We start from the raw sequence: 18,737 nt of genomic DNA on the forward strand, positions 1-18,737 counted from the left end.
CTGCCTCAATCAGTCACCCCGTCATTGCAAGGAACCCTCGCAATGACGAACTAGCCAAACCGCCTTCTACGCCATTCGATCAGCTTGGCGCTGACCTCTTCCGGCTTCTCCTGCTGCGTCCAATGGCCGCTGTCGCGGACCAAGTACTTTTCCAAATCGGGAATGAATTTCTCCATGCCATCGGCGGACGACGGCGGCAGCACCGCGTCATTTTCGGCCATGATCATCAATGACGGCACGCGCACGGTGTGATCGAGCCCCTCGGAGCGCACCCAGTTGCGCGACATGTTGCGATACCAGTTGATGCCGCCGGTAAAGCCGGTCCTGGTGAAGGTATCGACGAACACCTTCTTTTCTTCCGCTGACAGGATCGGCGTGCGGGGATCGTGCTTCGCATCGTAGCCCGCAATCATCTGCGGGAAAGCCAGGTTCAGCCGCGGCGAGGCGCCGACACCGGCGACGACTTCCTCCGCCGGGGCATCGGCTGGCCGCGGCGCCGGCTTGCGCATGAACGCGTCAAAGGTCTGCTCGACGCGACTGCCAAAAATCCTGTCGGGCTCGCGCGCCGGATCCTGGAACTGCACGATATACATCTTGTCGCCAAAGCGCGCGCGCAGGAGCTCGATCGGATCGGCCCAGGCCCGGTTGGTATGGGGCGTGTTGATGCCGACCACACCGGCAACCCGGTCGATGTGCCGCAACGGCATCTGCCAGACGACGAAGCCACCCCAGTCGTGGCCGACGAAGATCGCCTTGTCGATCTCGAGATGATCCAGCAGCCCGACGAGATCGCCTGTCAGGTGCTCTATGTCATAAGCCTCGACCGGCTCGGGCCGGTCGGTCGCACCATAGCCGCGCTGGTCCGGCGCGATCACGCGGATGCCGGCCTCGCTCAGCGCCTTGAGCTGATGGCGCCAGGAGAAGGCAAGCTCGGGCCAGCCGTGACACAGCACCATCGGCGGTTTGTCGCTTTGCGGGCCCGCTTCGTAATAGCCCATGCGAATTCCGTTCGTCTGCACGAACTTGAGCGGCGGCATTTCAATCATCGAAGCCCTCCTACTCAGCGGCGCCCTTGACGTCGGTCGCCGGCGGCGCATAGGCCGCCTCCAACGCGGCAAATTCCTCCGGCAGCATGTCGCACATCACCTGCACATGCGGAATGATGTTGGCGCCGACGATGAAGCCGAAATCGAGCTGGTCGCGATAGCTCTGCACGGTGATGTTGAGCGCCTGTCCATGCGTCGAGATCGACACCGGGAAGATGTGCAGGAGCTCCGCACCGGCGGCGTACAGCGTCTGCCGCGGCCCCGGCACGTTGGAGACGGTGATGTTCGCAGCCGGCGGCAGCACGTCCGACAGGTCGGATCGGCTGTAGAGCAGCGCCATGATCTGGACGATGATCGGCGCACCCAGCATCGAGATGTTGGAAACCTGCGGCATCAGGGCACGCAGCGGATGCGACATCTCCTTGGATTTGGCTGACTGCGCGATGATGGCCTCGAGCCGCGCCTTGGGATCTGCGATGTTGGTCGCGATCGAACAGATCATGCCGAACACCTGGTTGTTGGCCTCGGTGTTGCCCTCCTCGCGCAGCGAGATCGGCACGGCAGCGGTCAGCGATTTCGCGGGCAGCGTACCGTATTGCTGAAGGTAGCGCCTGACCACGCCCGAGGCGAGCGCCAGCACGACGTCGTTGAGCTTGCCGCCGGCCTGCTTGGCCAGCGCCTTCGACCGCGACAACGAAATCGACACACCGGCAAAGCTGCGCTCGGACGAGATCGACTTGTTGAGCATGGTCGGCGGCGACATCATGCTGGCGAGGCTCTCGCGCGACTTCGGATCGGAAATCTTGCCGAGCACGTCGGAGACGCTCTTGACCATGGTCGGGATATTGCCGGCAAAGCGCACCGCGCTCTCGATCTGGTACATCGCATTGTCGAACAGGATCGAGCCGATGTCGCTCTTGCCAGTGCGCGGCAGTTGCAGGTTCTTCGCGGCCGCCGAGGCATCGAGCGGCTGGATGAAGAGCTGCTGATAGGAATCGAGCAGGTTCGCGGCGATATCGCGCGGCTCCTGTCCGGGCTTCGCACCGCCCGTCGGCGGGTCGACCTGCCGCGGGACCGGCGAGATGTCGTAGATCATATTGGTCAGGGCAGCACCGGCGCCGCCGTCGATGGCGGCATGGTGCATCTTGGAATAAAGCCCGACCTCGTTGTCCTTCATGCCCTCGAACACATAGAACTCCCAGAGCGGACGGGCGCGGTTCAGGAGCTTCGCATGCATCCAGCCGACGATGCGTTCGAGCGTGGCGCGATCGTGCGGCGCCGGCAGGCTGGCGTGGAAGATGTGGCGGTCGATATCGAACTGGTCGTCCTCGACCCAGGAGGGATGGTCGATGTCGAGCGGCGCTTTCTCCAGCCGCGCCTTCAGGATCGGCGCGATGTGCAGGCGCGAGACGATCATCGCCTTGAAGTCTTCGAAGAAGTCGCCCTTGTAGTCGTCGGGCAGGCGAAAGATCGCCATGCTGCCGACATGCATCGGCATTTCCGGCGTTTCCAGATAAAGAAACGACGCGTCCAGCGACGACAGCTTCTTACCGTCAGCCATGGTTCCCTCCCGCAAGATTTGACGGGCGCCTTGGTTGGCGCTTCTCGTCAGGCCGATATTGCCCGCTCGGGCGGGGCATATGCAATGGCAAACGGGCCTGCCCGGTCGAATGGCCGGAACTCCCCCTCCGGTTGCGCCAGGCGGTCGGCGACCGCCCACAGCGCGGCGGGGTTCACCCCGAGCCCGATATGGCTCGCCAGATGCACCTCGATGTTCTCGGCGCGGTCCGACGGTCGCAACAGGCAGGTCCGCCAGTTCACGACGCCATCGGTACGTGAATAGATCGAGCTCGCGGGCACAGGAAGATCGCCGGCGATCGCTTCGCGCAGCTCGGCAAAATCCTCGACACGCTCGCCTGACATCATCTCGTAAAGCGCCGTCGCGTTGGTCGCCCGCACATCGCTGGCAAAGGGGCTGCCGAGCGTGACGACGTAGCGGACCATCTCCGGCGCCTGAAGCGCGAGATCGCGGGCGTAGACGCCGCCGAGGCTCCATCCGACCAGGCTGACCTTGCGTCCGCTTGCGGCATGGATTTCGGCGAGGCGGGCGCGCAGGGCTGCCCGCGTTCGCGCCAGTCCGCCGAGATTGCGGCCCATCCGCCAGGCCTGCGCATCATAGCCGAGCTCGCTGAGATAGCGTCGCATCGGAGCCATCGACAGATCGCTGGCGAGAAAGCCCGGCAGCGCCAGCACCGGATGGCCGTCGCCTCTGGGCGCACGCATCAGGACCGGCGACAGCAGAAGGCTGGCGTTGAATTCGAACAGGCTGCGCGTCTCCGCGAGCAGAAGACCGAGGGCCGGCGGACGAAGCCGGCCTGACGCCTGCGCCCCGTCCGGCGGAATCGCCATCTACTTCTTCTTATCGCCGCTGCGCGTCCCGCCAAGACCGGCCATGGTCACGAACATGTCCTGAAATCGCTCTGCGATCTTGGGGTCGAAGGTGAACCAGCTCTGGATCAGCGATTCCGGCGAGACCTTGTCGATATTGCTCAAGACCTGCTGCTGCAGCTTTTCCATCACGGCAACCTGCATCGGCGAGACATCCGGCAATCCGAAGAACTGGCGGGCCTCAAGGGGGGTGCAGTCGATTTCGATGTTAACTTTCATGTCCCCTCCAGATGAGATTCGAGCAGCCTGGCACAGTATCGCCGCGACATGGCATGCGACGCAAGCGACCTGAGACAGGCGGCCGGGAGCCAGCTTCCGCAATCGGCAGATATGGTCAATCAAGTCGCTCCGCCACGAAGGCACCGGGATCGGCAAATCGCAGGCCGGGACGGCCGGACAGCAAGGCGCCGTCCGCCCTCATTCCGGGACTTCGCCGGTCGAAAGTCGAATGTCGCCCGCACGCCTCTTGCCCCTAAATTGTCGGTCAGCATTGCTGCACAGCGGTGCAACTTGGCGCGTTCCTTGCTGGAATGGCGCTTGCACGGGTCGAGAACTCTGGGCAACATGGATCGATCAGCCTCGCCGAACAATTAAAAATCACGGCGCGGCAGAGTGAAGAGGGTCAAGAATGTCAGTTGGACGAAGTCTGTTTGCGGCGGCGCTCGCCGGTATGCTTGCGTTGACAGTCTCGCCGGCGTCGAGCCAGACGCTGCGCTATGCCAACCAGGGCGAACTCAAGTCACTCGACCCCTATACGCTCAACGAGTCGACGACCCATGCGCATCTCGGCCATGTCTATGAGGGCCTGGTCACACGCGACAAGAACCTGAAGATCATCCCGGCGCTTGCCGAAAGCTGGGAGACGCCGGAGCCGACGCGCTGGCGTTTTCATCTGCGCAAGGGCGTGAAATTCCACAATGGCGACCCCTTCACCGCGGACGATGTCGTGTTCTCGGCCGACCGCGTGCGGGCATCAGGCTCCAACCTGCTGAGCAGAATTCCTGCCGACGCCAAGGTCGTCAAGATCGACGATTACACCGTCGATTTCATCCTGACCTCGCCCAATCCCATTCTGACGGCGCTGTGGGCGACCTGGTATATCATGGACAAGAAATGGGCAGAGGCGAACAATGCGGTGGCGCCGACGCCTGCAGCCGCCACGACCCCGAGCTACGCCTCTCTCCATGAAAACGGCACCGGCCCCTTCATGATCGAGAGCCATCAGCCGGGCGTGAAGACTGTCTTCAAGGCGTATCCCGGTTGGTGGCGGAAGCCGGAGCATAACCTGAAGGAGATCATCTTCACGCCGATCGCTTCCGACGCCACGCGTGTCGCGGCACTGCTGTCGGGCGAAGTCGACGTGATCGAGCCGGTTCCGGTCCAGGACATCCAGCGCGTCAATGCCAGCCCCAACGCCGTCGTGCTGACGGGACCTGAGCTCCGCACCATCTTCGTCGGCATGGATCAGTCGCGCGACGAGCTCTTGTACTCAAACATCAAGGGCAAAAACCCGTTCAAGGACATCCGCGTCCGCGAAGCCGTCTACAAGGCGATCGACGTCGACCTGATCAAGAACCGCGTCATGCGCGGCCTCTCCACGCCCTCGGCGCTGATGATCGCGCCGGAGCTCTATCCGCTGTCGAAGGACTTCACCCGGCCGAAGTTCGATCCCGACAGCGCGAAGAAGCTCTTGACGGAAGCCGGCTACCCTGACGGTTTCGAAGTGACGATGGACTGCCCGAACGATCGCTACGTCAACGACGCCGCGATCTGCCAGGCGATCGTCGGCATGCTCGCCCGCATCGGCATCAAGGTGAACCTGCTGGCGCAACCGAAAGCGCTGTACTTCGCCAAGGTGCTGAAGCCTGGCGGCTACAAGACCTCGCTGTTCATGCTGGGCTGGACCCCCGATACGCTGGACTCCCACAACGTGCTGCACGACATCATGGGCTGCCGCGACGACCCCAAGGATCCCAACCGCGGCGAAGCCAATCTCGCCGGCTATTGCAACAGGCAGTTCGACGAGCTCGCGGACAAGGTTCTCCAGGAACCTGATACGGCCAAGCGCGATCTCTTGATCAAGCAGGCCTGGGAAGTCTCGATCAAGGACTGGGCCTATGTCCCGCTGCATCAGCAGGCGCTCGCCTGGGGCGTGTCGAAGAAGGTGAAACTGACCCAGCGGGCGGACAACCAGGTCCTGCTCTACTGGGCGACCAAACAGGACGAGTAGGTGTCGACGAGTTGTGAAGTCCCGGAAGCCTCGGCTTCCGGGACTTGCCGTTTCAGGATTTGCCGTTTCGGGCTACGCAATGATGCGCACACCTGAAGAGATGTGAAAGGAAGAGATGCTCGCTTTCACACTGCGCCGGGCAATCCAGGCCGTCGGCGTCATGATCGCCGTCGGGATCATCGCGTTCTCGATGTTCCGCTTCGCCGGCGACCCCGTAAACCAGATGGTCGGGATGGATACTTCGGGCGCCGAACGCGCCGCGATCCGCAAGTCTCTAGGCCTCGACGATCCCGTGATCGTGCAGTTCGGCCGCTATGTCGGCAATGCCGCGCAGTTCAAGTTCGGCGTGTCCTACCAGTTCCGACTGCCCGTCACCAACCTGCTGATGGAGCGGATGCCGGCAACGCTGGAGCTCGCAATCTGCGCCACCATCTTCGCGATGGTCAGCGGCATCCTGATGGGGGTCTATTCGGCGCTGCGTCGCGACACCTGGCTGGCGCATGTATTCCAGGCCGTCTCGCTGATCGGCATCTCGCTGCCGACCTTCCTGATCGGCATTCTCTTGATCTACCTGTTCTCGGTGACGCTTGGCTGGCTGCCCTCCTTCGGCCGCGGCGACGTCGTGCATATCGGCTGGTGGACGACGGGGCTTCTGACGTTGTCAGGGTTGAAAGCGCTCATCATGCCCTCGATCACGCTCGGCCTGTTCCAGATGACGCTGATCATGCGCCTCGTCCGTGCGGAGATGTTGGAAGTGATGCGCACCGACTATATCCGTTTCGCCCGCGCCCGCGGGCTGACCACCCGCGCCATCCATTTCGGCCATGCGCTGCGCAACACGCTGGTTCCTGTGATCACTGTGGCGGGCTTGCAATTTGGCTCGGTAATTGCTTTCGCGATCATCACGGAAACCGTGTTCCAGTGGCCGGGCATGGGACTCCTGTTCGTGCAGGCCGTGCAGAATGTCGATATCCCGATCATGGCCGCCTATTTGATGATGGTGTCCCTGATCTTCGTCACCATCAATCTCGTGGTTGATATCCTCTATACCATCGTCGATCCGCGGCTGCGCTCGACGGTCAGCCGGGCGCACTGAGATGAGTGAGGCCGTCGTTCCCCACAAGGTCGAAGAGCGCGGCGCGCGCGCAGCCGCGCCGGGCTGGTTCAAGCGCGCGCTCGACAGCGACCTGTTTTATTCCTTCCGTCGCTCCAGGATCACCATGATCGCGGCGACGGTGACGTTGCTGTTCTTCCTGCTCGCGATCTTCGCATCGGTGCTGTCGGTCCAAAATCCCTTCGATCCGGCTCAGCTCCAGCTGATGAACTCGCGCATCTCGCCGCTGTGGACCGCCGACGGCCAGAGCCCGTTCCTGCTCGGCACCGACGAGCAGGGCCGCGACGTACTGTCCGCGATCCTCTACGGCATGCGCGTCTCGCTCATCGTCGGCGTGCTCGGCGTTGTCCTCTCCGGCGCTCTCGGCATCCTGCTGGGGCTGACGGCCGGCTATTTCGGCGGCGCCGTGGATGGCCTGATCATGCGCATCGCCGATGTGCAGCTCTCCTTTCCGGCGATCCTGATCGCGCTCCTGATCAACGGCATCGCCAAATCAGTCTTCGGCAACAAGCTCGACGAGATGAGCATGTTGGCGGTCCTCGTCTTCGCGATCGGCCTCAGCTTCTGGGTGCAATATGCCCGCACCGTGCGCGGCTCGGTGATGGTCGAGAAGAACAAGGACTATGTCGCTGCCGCACAGCTGATCGGCTTGCCTGCGCCGGTTATCATGCTGCGCCACGTGCTGCCGAACACGATGGGCCCGATCCTCGTGATCGCCACCATCAATCTCGCACTCGCCATCATCACCGAGGCGACGCTGTCCTTCCTTGGCTCCGGCATGCCCGAGACCATGCCGTCGCTTGGTACACTGATCCGCATCGGCAACAACTATCTGTTCGCCGGCGAATGGTGGATCGTCGCCTTCCCCGGGCTCGCACTCGCCGCACTGATCCTGTCGATCAACCTGCTCGGCGACTGGCTGCGCGACGCGCTCAATCCGAAGCTCCGATGAGTATGCTCCGCTCATGACCGAACCCGTTCTCTCCGTGCGCAATCTTCAGGTCGAGTTCGCCTCCCGCCGCGGCACGCTGCGCGCGATCGACGGCGTCTCCTTCGACATCGCCAAGGGCGAGGTGCTCGGCGTGGTCGGCGAATCCGGTGCCGGCAAGTCCGTCACCGGGCTATCTGTGATCGGCCTGATCGATCCACCCGGCCGCATCTCCGGCGGCGAGATCCGCCTGTCTGGCCTGCGCATCGACAATCTGCCGCTCGAAGAAATGCGCCGTATCCGCGGCAAGCGGATCGGCATGATCTTCCAGGATCCCCTCACCTCTCTCAATCCGCTGTACAAGATCGGCGACCAGATCGTGGAGACGATCAGGACGCACCTCAATCTCTCGGAACAAGCAGCGCGCCGCCGCGCCATTGACCTGCTTGCCGAAGTCGGTATTCCCGCCCCCGAAAAGCGCATCGACGGCTATCCCCACGAATTCTCCGGCGGCATGCGCCAGCGCGTCGTGATTGCGCTGGCGATCTGCGCCGAGCCGGAGCTGATCATCGCGGACGAGCCGACAACCGCGCTCGACGTCTCCGTACAGGCGCAGATCATCTCGCTGATCAAACGGCTCGGGCGCGACCACGGCACCGCCGTGATGCTCGTGACCCACGACATGGGTGTGATCGCCGAAACCTCCGACCGCGTCGCGGTGATGTACGCCGGCCGTGTCGCCGAGATCGGCCCGGTGCAGGACGTGGTCAGAAACCCGCTGCACCCTTATGCCAAGGGCTTGATGGGCGCGATCCCGACGCTCGCGGGCGACGACATGCGGCTGGTGCAGATCCCGGGCTCGATGCCGCGGCTGTCGGCGATCCCGCGCGGCTGCTCGTTCAATCCACGCTGCGCATCCGCCTTCGATCGCTGCCGGGTCGACCGGCCGGAGCCATTGCCTCGCGGGGCACAATCGGTTGCGTGCCATCTCTATGACAGCGTGCCGGCGGAGAGCGCGGCATGAGCGCCCCCTTCGTCGAGGCCAAGAATCTGCGTCGCGTCTTCGACGTCTCAAAACCCTGGCTCAACCGCGTGCTCGAGGGTGGGCATCTCGAACACCTCAAGGCGGTCGACGGTGTCACCTTCGACATCAGGAAGGGCGAAACCTTCGCGCTGGTCGGCGAGTCCGGCTCGGGCAAGACCACGGTCGCGCGGATGGTTGTCGGCCTGCTGCCGCCGAGCTCCGGCAACGTCTTGATCGACGGCATCTCGATGACCGATCCGCGGCAGGCCCAAGCGCGCCGCAAACTGCGCCGCCGCATCCAGATGATCTTTCAGGATCCCTATGCGAGCCTGAACCCGCGCTTCCGGGTCGATGCCATCATCTCCGAGCCGATCCGGGCCTTCGACCTGATCCAGGGCGAGCGCGACATCCAGGCCCGCATCGGCGAGCTCCTCAGCCTCGTCGGCCTGCACCCCGACGATCGGTTGAAATTCCCGCATGAGTTTTCCGGTGGCCAGCGCCAGCGCATCGCGATCGCTCGCGCGCTCGCCTCCGATGCCGAATTCATCGTCTGCGACGAGCCGACCTCGGCGCTCGACGTCTCCGTGCAGGCGCAGATCCTCAACCTGATGCGCGACCTCCAGGACAAGTTCGGCCTGACCTACATGTTCATCAGCCACAACCTCGCCGTGGTCCGCCACATGGCGAGCCGCGTCGGCGTGATGTATCTCGGCCGCATCGTCGAGATCGCGGAAGGCAAGGAATTGTTCGCCCGTCCGCGCATGCCCTACACCAAGATGCTACTCGGCGCGGTGCCTGATCTGGCCATGAGCGGCCGCCAGCGTATCCCGGTCAAGGGCGAGATCCCGAACCCGATCAACCCGCCCTCCGGCTGCGCCTTCAATCCGCGCTGTCCGCTGGCGTTCGATCTCTGCCGCAGGGAAGCCCCGGAACTGATCGCCGGCGTCGCCTGCCACGCGGTCAACACCGCGCCGGTACCGGCGTGACGCGCGCGTGCCATGCGGCCTGCGCATTGGCAGCGCGGCATCGCCTGTGATCAATTGCGCGCGCCACAACTAAGGTAGCGAAATCCCATGGCCAGCAACGTCAATCCCGATCCCTTCACGACGCGGCCCGAAATCGAGGGCACGTTCGGGGTCGTCGCCACCACGCACTGGATCGCGACCGCCGTCGGCATGGCCACGCTGGAAAAGGGCGGCAATGCCTTCGATGCCGGCGTCGCCACAGCCTTCACGCTTCAAGTGGTCGAGCCGCATCTGAACGGCCCCGGCGGCGACGTGCCGATCATTGTGCATGACGTCAAGCGCAGCCGCACCGAAGTGATCTGCGGCCAGGGCCCGGCCCCGGCGCGCGCCACCATCGCCCATTACAAGAGTGAAGGCCTCGACATGGTGCCCGGCACCGGCCTGCTCGCGGCCTGCGTCCCCGGCACCTTCGAATCCTGGATGATGCTGCTGCGCGACTACGGCACACTGCGACTGCGCGACGTGCTGGAGCCCGCGATCTCGTATGCCCGCGACGGCCATCCGCTGGTCGAGCGCGCCTGCGCCACGATCCAGACCGTCGAGCAATTGTTCCGCAAGCACTGGCCGACCTCGGCCGCGGTCTATCTGCCGAACGGCGAAGTGCCGCGACCCGGCACACTCTTCACGAACAAGACGCTGGCCGCGACCTACACCCGCATCCTCAGCGAGGCCGAGAGCGGCGGCGGTGGCCGCGACGCCGAGATCGAACGCGCGCGAAAAGCGTGGTCGCAAGGTTTCGTCGCGGAAGCCATCGACAAATTCTGCCGGACGCAAGAGGTAATGGACGTCAGCGGCTCGCCGCATCGCGGCGTGCTTTCGGCCGACGACATCGCCCGCTGGCAGCCGACGATCGAGGCGCCGCTCACCTACGACTATGGCCGCTATACCGTCTGCAAGGCCGGCGTCTGGAGTCAGGGCCCGGTAACGCTGCAACAGCTCGCGCTGTTGAAGGGCTTTGCGCTCGATGGTCTCGATCCGACCGGGCCGGAGTTCATCCATCTCCAGATCGAATGCGCCAAGCTCGCCTTCGCCGACCGCGAAAAGTTCTACGGCGATCCCAAGTTCAGCGAGATTCCGATCGCGACACTGCTGTCGGATGCCTATAACGACGAACGCCGCAAGCTCGTCGCCAACAACGCCTCGCTCGACTTCCGGCCCGGCTCAATCGAGGGCTTTGGCGGTGTGGTCAAGCTGCGCCGCGCCGAAGGACAGCGCGAGGCGGTCGGCGCACTCGGCGCCGGCGAGCCGACGGTCGGACGCTTCGGCGAGGTACGCGGCGACACTGTGCATTTCGACATCATCGACAAGGCCGGCAACATGGTGTCCTCGACGCCGTCAGGCGGCTGGCTGCAATCTTCACCCGTGATTCCGGAGATCGGCTTCTGCCTCGGCAGCCGCGCACAGATGTTCTGGCTGGAAGAAGACCATCCCGCGGCGCTGGCGCCGGGAAAACGGCCGCGCACCACGCTGTCGCCGACCATGGCGCTGCGTGACGGCGAGCCGTATCTGGCCTGGGGTTCGCCCGGCGGCGACCAGCAGGACCAGTGGATCACGCAGTTCTTCCTGCGGCACGTTCACTGCAATCTCAATCTCCAGGAAGCAATCGACGCGCCGGCCTGGCACTCCGAACATTTCCCGATCTCATTCTGGCCGCGCACCGCGCGCCCCGGCGTGCTCGTGGTCGAGAACCGCGTGCCAAAGGCGACGATCGAGAACCTTCGCGAGCGCGGACACATCGTGGAGGTCGGTCCCGGCTGGTCGGAAGGCCGCCTCACCGCCGCCTCGCGTGTCGGGGTGCGCCGCCGCGCCGCCGCTAACCCGCGCGGCATGCAGGGCTACGCCGCAGGGCGCTGAAGGCAGCATATGACCTGGTCGATCATCGCGCGAGATCCTGCCACCGGCCAGTTCGGCATCGCCGTTGCGACCCGCTTCTTCGCCGTCGGGGCACGCGTGCCTTACATCGCGGCCGGTCTCGGCGCGATCGCAACGCAAGCCTTCGTCAACCCCTATTACGGCATCGACGGCGTCAAGCTGCTGCGTGAAGGCCTGAACGCGCACGACGTGCTCGCCGCCCTGCTCGCAGCTGACGACGGCCGCAAAAGCCGCCAGATCCACATCATGGATGCCAGCGGCGCGATCGCGGCGCATACGGGCCGTGACTGCGTCGACTGGTGCGGCCACATCGCAGGCAGCGGTTTTTCCATCGCCGGCAACATGCTTGCAGGCGCCGACGTCCTCGACGAGACCGCGAAGACCTACATTGCCAACGACAGTCTGCCCTTCCCGCGCCGCCTGCTCGCTGCCATGCGCGCTGGCGAGGCCGCCGGTGGTGACAAGCGAGGCAAGCAGTCCGCAGCGCTCCTGATCCACAGCGAGGACGAATGGCCGGCACTGGACGTACGCGCCGACGATCATCCCGATCCGCTCGGCGAACTCGAACGTCTCGAGCAAATCAGCCACGAGCTCTGGGTGCATTTCCGCAACTCCATGCCGACTCGGCAGAACCCCGCCGGCAACACCGATCGCAGCGTCATTGACGCCAGCATCGCCGCGGCAAGCGCAAAACGATCATGAGCGCAAGCCCTCTCATCGAGATCAAAGACCTGCGCATCCGTTTCCATGGCGATGACGGCCGCGTCACCCATGCGGTCGACAGTGTCGATCTCAGCGTCGCCAATGGCGCCACGCTCGGCCTCGTCGGCGAATCCGGCTGCGGCAAGAGCGTGACGTCGCTGGCGATCATGGGGCTATTGCCGAAGCAAAGCACGGAAATCAGCGGAGCAATCCGCTTCGACGGTTTTGACCTGCTGAAGACATCGGACCAGACCTTGCGCGACCTGCGCGGCAACCGGCTCGCGATGATCTTTCAGGAGCCGATGACGTCGCTCAATCCGAGCCTCACCATCGGCGACCAGATCACCGAGACCATTTTGCGCCACCGCGGCGGCTCGCGGCGGAGCGCACGCGAGCGGGCGATCGAGCTGCTGCGTCGCGTCCACATCCCCTCGCCGGAGCGGCGGATCGACGAATATCCGCACAAGCTCTCGGGCGGCATGCGCCAGCGCGTGATGATCGCGATGGCGCTCGCCTGCGATCCGCGGCTCCTGATCGCGGACGAGCCAACGACCGCGCTCGACGTCACCCTGCAGGCGCAGATCCTGGAGCTGATGCGAGAGCTGAAGGCAGCGAGCGGTGCCGCGATCATCCTGATCACCCACGACCTCGGCGTAGTCGCCGAGGTCTGTGACGAGGTTGCGGTGATGTATGCCGGCGAGATCGTCGAGCGGGCGCCGGTGGACGAATTGTTCTCAACACCGCAGCATCCCTATACGGTCGGCCTGCTCGGCTCGATCCCGCGGCTCGACCATCGCGCCGAACAGCTCGCGACGATCGAGGGCATGGTCCCGAACATGGCGCAGCCGCCGGCGGGCTGCCGCTTCGCCGCCCGCTGCCCGTTCGTGCTGGATGCCTGCACCAAGGCGCCGCCGCCGCTGGTCGAAGTCGGCGCCGGGCACCTCTCGCGCTGCATCCGCGCACCGCTCGAACTGCTGGTGTCGTGATGGTGCTGCTCGAGGTCGAGGGCCTGGTCAAGCATTTCGTCGCCGAGCGCTCGCTGTTCGGCCGAGCACTGGCGCATGTCAAAGCGGTCGATGGCGTATCGTTTTCGCTGGAGGCGGGCAAGACGCTGGCGCTGGTCGGCGAATCCGGCTGCGGAAAATCCACCGTCAGTCGCCTGGTGCTGCGGCTGATCGAGCCGGATGCGGGCACGTTGCGCTTTGGCGGCCGCGATCTGCTTTCACTTGACGCCAACGCGCTGCGCGCCTTCCGCCGCGAGGCGCAGATCATCTTTCAGGATCCCTATGCCTCGCTCAATCCGCGCATGACCGTCGGCCAGATCCTGACCGAGCCGCTGGCGCTGCACAATCTCGTGCCGCCTGCCCGGCGGCGCGAACGTGTCGAAGAGATATTGCGGCTGGTTGGCTTGGAGCCGCGGCTGGCCCGGCGCTATCCGCACGAATTCTCCGGCGGCCAGCGCCAGCGCATCGCCATTGCCCGCGCGCTCGCGGTCGAACCGAAGCTGATCATCTGCGACGAGCCGGTGTCGGCGCTCGACGTCTCGATCCGCTCGCAGATCCTCAACCTCCTGCGCGAACTCCAGGACCGGCTCGGCCTCGCCTATATCTTCGTCTCGCACGATCTCGCCGTGGTCAAGCACATCGCCGACCATGTCGCGGTGATGAATCTCGGCCAGATCGTCGAGACCGCGGAGGCGGACGCGCTGTTCGCAGCCCCCCGACATCCTTATAGCCGGGCGCTCTTGTCTGCGATCCCCGTGCCTAAACCGCGGGCAAAAAGCAGCCGGATTGTGCTCCAGGGCGAGATCCCCAGTGCGCTCAATCCGCCAGCCGGATGCCGCTTTCACACCCGCTGCCCCTACGTCGTCGACCGCTGCCGCAGCGAAATGCCACAGCTCGTGCCGGATGGCACCGGACATGCAACGGCGTGCCATCGAACATCGGAACTGCCCTCGTCAGAGGCGATCGTCCCCATGGACGGCGGTTTCTCGCCGGCCCTTGAAAAATTGGTCGCCGCCTTCAGCGGCGGCCCGGAAGCAGCACGCGGTAGCGGGGTTAGTTCATTGGGGACGGACCCGGTCTAGCCGCAGAACAGAGGTTGAAAGCGATGAGTCTTGTGCGTTTGGCATTATTGGCGTCGGCATTGCTGACGTCGCTCGTGGGCACAGCCCAGGCCCAGACCACGCTTCGCATCGGCATCGCCGAGGACCCCGACATCCTCGATCCCAGCATCGGCCGTACCTATGTCGGCCGCATCGTATTCTCCGCCTTCTGCGACAAGCTGTTCGACATCGACGAGAAGCTCAATATCGTGCCGCAACTCGCGCTGTCCTACGAGACCTCGGCCGACGGCAAGGCGATGACGATCAAGCTGCGGCCCAACGTCAAATTCCATGACGGCGAGCCGCTGGACGCGGACGCCGCCAAATTCTCGATCGAGCGACACATGACGCTGCCGACGTCGTTCCGGAAGTCGGAGCTTGCGAGCGTGGACCATGTCGAGGTCGTCGATCCCCTGACCATCAAGCTGGTGCTGAAAACACCCTATTCGCCCCTGATTGCCCAGCTCACCGACCGCTCCGGCATGATGGTGTCGCCGAAGGCGGCCAAGGAGGCCGGCGACAAGTTCGGCCTGCATCCGGTTTGCGCGGGGCCCTACAAGTTCGTCGAGCGCGTCCAACAGGACCGCATGGTCTTCGAGAAATTCGCCGACTACTGGAACAAGGACAACATCCATATCGACCGCGTCGTGTTCCTGCCGATCGTCGACGCGACGGTGCGGCTCGCGAACCTCAAATCAGGCGGCCTCGATTTGATCGAACGCGTGCTCGCCACCGACATCAAGGACGTGCGCGCCGATTCCCGGCTCGTGCTGTCGACGGCGCCTGAGCTCGGCTATCTCGGCCTCACCGTCAACATCGGCAACGACAAGAACAAGGGACCGCTGAGCCAGTCGGCGAAAGTACGCCAAGCGCTTGACCTCTCCATCGATCGCGAAGCCCTCAATCAGGTCGTCTTCAACGGCGAGTTCACGCCGGGCAATCAATGGGTCAGCCCGACGCATCCCTATTACCAGAAGGCGTTCCCAGTCCGCGGCCGCGACATCGCCAAGGCGAAGGCGCTGTTGAAAGAAGCCGGCGTCACCTTGCCGGTGACTGTGGACTACATGATCCCCAAGGGCGCGGAGAATGAAGCTGTGGCCCAGGTCATCCAGTCGATGGCCGCGGAGGCGGGCTTCGACATCAAGATCCGCGCGGTCGAATTCGCGACGACCTTCAAGCAGGCCCAGGCCGGTGAATTCCAGATCTTCCAGATCAACTGGAGCGGCCGCATCGATCCCGACGGCAACTCCTACATCTTCATGCGCAGCAAGGCGCCGCAGAACGACGGCGTGTACGCCAACCCGGACGCCGACAAGCTGATGGAAGACGGACGCACGACGGCCAACGTCGACGAGCGCAAGGCGATCTACGAAAAGCTGACCAAGATCCTGCTCGACGATCTGCCGATCATCTACATCTATCATCGCACGCTCCTGATCGCGCACACGACCAAGCTCGAGGGCTACAAGCAGATGCCCGACGGGCTGGTGCGCGTGGTCGGGCTGAAGTTCAAATGATCGCGGCCGCGCCCGGGACGCGAGCCGCGCCATGCTGAACTTCCTTGCCCACCGCATCGCGCAGATCATACCGACATTGTTCTTCGTGTCGGTGCTGATCTTCTCGCTCCAGCAACTGCTGCCGGGTGATCCCGCACTGGTGATGGCCGGCGAGGAGCGCGACCCCGCCGTGATCGAGCAAATCCGCCAGCAGTATAAGCTCGATCGACCGATTCCCGTGCAATACGCCTATTGGCTCAAGGGCGTCCTGACCGGCAATTTCGGCGAGTCACTGCGCAACAAGATGCCGGTGCGCGAGCTGATTGCACAGAAGCTGCCGGTCACGCTCCAGCTCGGTTCGATGGCGATCCTGATCGCGCTCCTGATCGGCATTCCTGCCGGCATCGTCTCCGCGGTGAAGAAGGGCACGGCCTGGGACTATGGCGCCAATTTGTTCGCACTATGGGGCCTCTCCACGCCGAATTTCTGGCTTGGCATTCTCTTGATCTTCCTGTTCTCGATCGAGCTCGGCTGGCTGCCGGCCTCCGGCTATGTGCCGCTCACCGAAAACTGGCGCATGAGCCTTGGCGCGACCATCATGCCCGCCTTCGTGCTCGGCAACGCGATTTCCGCGGTCCTGATGCGGCACACCCGCAGCGCCATGCTGCAAGTGCTGGAAAGCGATTATGTCCGTACCGCGCGCGCCAAGGGCCTCTCTGAACGCTCGGTGATCCTCAAGCATGCCATGCGCAATGCGTTGACGCCCATCATCACCCTCGGCGCACTGGAACTCGGCACACTCCTGTCCGGCGCGGTGCTGACCGAGCAGATCTTCTCCATTCCCGGCTTCGGCAAGCTGATCGTGGACGCCGTGTTCAACCGCGACTACGCGGTCGTGCAGGGCGTGGTGCTGGTGACGGCCACGGTCTACATCACGCTGAACCTGGTCGCCGATGTCGCCTACATCCTCGTCAATCCGCGGCTGCGGGGGTAGGCGATGACCGACGCCGCGCTACCCGCCAGCCCCGTCACGCAAAGCTACGAGCTCGACAGCCCGGCACGCCGTGCGCGACGACGCTTGTTCAAGCGCAAGGCAGCAGTATTCGGGCTTGTCGTAATCACGGCGTTCATCCTCCTTGCGGTCCTCGCACCCGTGGTCGTGCCCTATGATCCGATCGCGACGAGCTGGAGCCTGGTGCGCAAACCGCCCACTGCGGCGCATTGGTTCGGTACCGACGATCTTGGCCGCGATATCCTCAGCCGCGTCATTTATGGCGCACGCGCGTCGCTGCTGGCGGGTCTCATCTCGGTTGCGATCGCGCTCGGCGTCGGCGTGCCGCTTGGCCTCGTCGCCGGCTATCGCGGCGGGTTCACCGACGCGCTGATCAGCCGGATCACCGATGCGATGCTGGCTTGCCCGTTCCTGATCCTGGCGATTGCGCTCGCCGCGTTCCTTGGTCCGAGCCTCGGCAACGCCATGATCGCGATCGGCATCTCGGCCACCCCGATCTTCATCCGGCTAACCCGCGGGCAAGTGCTGAGCGTCAAGGCCGAGGACTATGTCGAGGCGGCGCGCGCGCTCGGCAATCCCGGCTGGCGGATTGCGTTCTCGCACATCCTGCCGAACATCCTGCCTGCCCTGCTGGTGCAGGCGACGCTATCGATCGCCGCCGCCATCATCGCCGAGGCCGCGCTGTCGTTCCTCGGTCTCGGCCAGCAGCCACCGGCGCCGTCCTGGGGCAGCATGCTCAACGCAGCGCAACGCTTCCTGACCCAGGCGCCCTGGATGGCGATCTGGCCGGGGCTCGCGATCTTCCTCGTGGTGCTGTCGCTGAACCTGCTCGGCGACGGCCTGCGCGATGCGCTCGACCCGCGCCAGCGCTAGATGTTCCTCATGGTGAGGAGCGCGCTCTTCGCGCGCGTCTCGGACCATGAGGCCCCGCTCTCGCGGCCATCCTTCGAGACGCGGCCTCGCGGCCGCTCCTCAGGATGAGGACCTCAAATGACAGTCTCGCGCATCACGCGACGGCAATCCATCTCGTATTCGAGATCGACCACCGGCGGTCGCGCAAAGTGCCAGGTCAGGCCGGAGCGCAGCGCGCCGCGGCGGACCAGTTCATCGACAAGCGCGTGGTGGAAGTCGTGCACGGAATAGGCCTGCACGCCGGTGGTGTCCTTCCAGCCGAAGCCGAAAGCGGCCATCCGGTTCTCCATCTGGGACGTCGTCGTGAACCGCACCTTCTCGCGCAGGCCCTCCGGACTGAGGTCGCGGTAGCGCACGGTCCGCTCGACATAGGTGCCGCTGCCCTCGCGCGCTTCGGCACCGCCCGCGATCACGAAGCTCGGCGCCCTTGATCCCGTCGGGCGCGTGAAGGAGAATGCATAGAACGACGGCTCGGACGGCGGATCGATCTCGGGACAGACGTTGCTGCGCGCCACCGGATTGGTGATGCCGTCGAAGATGCCCCATTCCGACAGCGTCTTCACATAATGCAGGTTGAATGCGCGAAAGCCTTCTTCGCTGAAGGCCGCAGGCGAGCGCAGCTCGCAGGCGCAAAAGGCCGTGAGCGGACGCCCTGCTTCCTGGATGTACGTCGCAACGAGCGCAAATCCTTCGGCCAGCGGCACGAGCCGGTCGAACCTGACGCGCTCGATCTCATAGCCGTCATCGGCGGCCGCACCTGCCGAATACTGGAACACAGACGGAATGAAACGATAATTGCCGGCGGAGAATTCACGCGTCATGTC

At 64.4% G+C, this 18,737-nt stretch carries 17 protein-coding genes; 12 read left to right on the top strand and 5 right to left on the bottom strand.

Annotation, left to right across the window (positions count from 1 at the left end; all coding sequences use genetic code 11):
- Nucleotides 1–50: 50 nt before the first annotated feature.
- Genes ABIB73_RS14570 through ABIB73_RS14585 form a run of 4 tightly spaced genes read right to left on the bottom strand, consistent with a single transcriptional unit; the run spans nucleotide 51 to nucleotide 3,713 of the window.
- Complete coding sequence (locus ABIB73_RS14570; protein WP_354225038.1) at nucleotides 51–1,046, bottom strand: alpha/beta fold hydrolase; 996 nt, start codon at nucleotides 1,044–1,046, stop codon at nucleotides 51–53.
- 10 nt (nucleotides 1,047–1,056) lie between these two features.
- Nucleotides 1,057–2,607, bottom strand: coding sequence for a wax ester/triacylglycerol synthase family O-acyltransferase (locus ABIB73_RS14575; RefSeq protein WP_354225039.1), 1,551 nt, complete (start codon nucleotides 2,605–2,607; stop codon nucleotides 1,057–1,059).
- A gap of 47 nt (nucleotides 2,608–2,654) precedes the next feature.
- Complete coding sequence (locus tag ABIB73_RS14580) at nucleotides 2,655–3,455, bottom strand: esterase/lipase family protein (protein ID WP_354225040.1); 801 nt, start codon at nucleotides 3,453–3,455, stop codon at nucleotides 2,655–2,657.
- Nucleotides 3,456–3,713: a DUF6489 family protein gene (locus tag ABIB73_RS14585; RefSeq protein ID WP_211382730.1), complete on the bottom strand. Its 258-nt coding sequence runs from the start codon at nucleotides 3,711–3,713 to the stop codon at nucleotides 3,456–3,458.
- A gap of 409 nt (nucleotides 3,714–4,122) precedes the next feature.
- Here ABIB73_RS14585 and ABIB73_RS14590 point away from each other — a divergent pair, with 409 nt between their 5' ends.
- The 12 genes from ABIB73_RS14590 (at nucleotide 4,123) to ABIB73_RS14645 (ending at nucleotide 17,874) form a co-directional block, all read left to right on the top strand.
- On the top strand, nucleotides 4,123–5,724 hold the full coding sequence (locus ABIB73_RS14590) for an ABC transporter substrate-binding protein (protein WP_354225041.1): 1,602 nt from the start codon (nucleotides 4,123–4,125) through the stop codon (nucleotides 5,722–5,724).
- Nucleotides 5,725–5,839: 115 nt separating this feature from the next.
- A complete protein-coding gene (locus ABIB73_RS14595) occupies nucleotides 5,840–6,820 on the top strand; it encodes an ABC transporter permease (protein ID WP_354225042.1) in 981 nt (326 codons plus the stop codon).
- A gap of 1 nt (nucleotide 6,821) precedes the next feature.
- A complete protein-coding gene (locus ABIB73_RS14600) occupies nucleotides 6,822–7,790 on the top strand; it encodes an ABC transporter permease (protein ID WP_354225043.1) in 969 nt (322 codons plus the stop codon).
- A 13-nt stretch (nucleotides 7,791–7,803) separates the two neighbouring features.
- Nucleotides 7,804–8,790, top strand: coding sequence for an ABC transporter ATP-binding protein (locus ABIB73_RS14605; RefSeq protein WP_354225044.1), 987 nt, complete (start codon nucleotides 7,804–7,806; stop codon nucleotides 8,788–8,790).
- A complete protein-coding gene (locus ABIB73_RS14610; protein ID WP_354225045.1) occupies nucleotides 8,787–9,776 on the top strand; it encodes an ABC transporter ATP-binding protein in 990 nt (329 codons plus the stop codon). Before ABIB73_RS14605 ends, ABIB73_RS14610 begins: the two co-directional genes overlap by 4 nt.
- A gap of 87 nt (nucleotides 9,777–9,863) precedes the next feature.
- Nucleotides 9,864–11,669, top strand: coding sequence for a gamma-glutamyltransferase family protein (locus tag ABIB73_RS14615; RefSeq protein ID WP_354225046.1), 1,806 nt, complete (start codon nucleotides 9,864–9,866; stop codon nucleotides 11,667–11,669).
- Nucleotides 11,670–11,678: 9 nt separating this feature from the next.
- Nucleotides 11,679–12,389, top strand: a complete 711-nt coding sequence (locus ABIB73_RS14620) for a DUF1028 domain-containing protein (protein ID WP_354225047.1) — start codon at nucleotides 11,679–11,681, stop codon at nucleotides 12,387–12,389.
- Nucleotides 12,386–13,375 (top strand): ABC transporter ATP-binding protein, encoded by a 990-nt coding sequence (locus ABIB73_RS14625; protein WP_354225048.1) that lies wholly within the window; start codon nucleotides 12,386–12,388, stop codon nucleotides 13,373–13,375. Before ABIB73_RS14620 ends, ABIB73_RS14625 begins: the two co-directional genes overlap by 4 nt.
- Nucleotides 13,375–14,475: an ABC transporter ATP-binding protein gene (locus tag ABIB73_RS14630; RefSeq protein ID WP_354225049.1), complete on the top strand. Its 1,101-nt coding sequence runs from the start codon at nucleotides 13,375–13,377 to the stop codon at nucleotides 14,473–14,475. Before ABIB73_RS14625 ends, ABIB73_RS14630 begins: the two co-directional genes overlap by 1 nt.
- A gap of 23 nt (nucleotides 14,476–14,498) precedes the next feature.
- A complete protein-coding gene (locus tag ABIB73_RS14635) occupies nucleotides 14,499–16,010 on the top strand; it encodes an ABC transporter substrate-binding protein (protein WP_354225050.1) in 1,512 nt (503 codons plus the stop codon).
- 31 nt (nucleotides 16,011–16,041) lie between these two features.
- Nucleotides 16,042–16,983, top strand: a complete 942-nt coding sequence (locus ABIB73_RS14640) for an ABC transporter permease (RefSeq protein ID WP_354225051.1) — start codon at nucleotides 16,042–16,044, stop codon at nucleotides 16,981–16,983.
- A gap of 3 nt (nucleotides 16,984–16,986) precedes the next feature.
- Nucleotides 16,987–17,874, top strand: a complete 888-nt coding sequence (locus tag ABIB73_RS14645; RefSeq protein WP_354225052.1) for an ABC transporter permease — start codon at nucleotides 16,987–16,989, stop codon at nucleotides 17,872–17,874.
- A 113-nt stretch (nucleotides 17,875–17,987) separates the two neighbouring features.
- Here ABIB73_RS14645 and cnbZ read toward each other — a convergent pair whose 3' ends face one another.
- Nucleotides 17,988–18,734: a 2-amino-5-chloromuconate deaminase CnbZ gene (cnbZ, locus tag ABIB73_RS14650; RefSeq protein ID WP_354225053.1), complete on the bottom strand. Its 747-nt coding sequence runs from the start codon at nucleotides 18,732–18,734 to the stop codon at nucleotides 17,988–17,990.
- Between the last annotated feature and the right edge of the window lie 3 nt (nucleotides 18,735–18,737).

Source organism: Bradyrhizobium sp. F1.4.3, assembly GCF_040548375.1.
Lineage (GTDB): Bacteria > Pseudomonadota > Alphaproteobacteria > Rhizobiales > Xanthobacteraceae > Bradyrhizobium.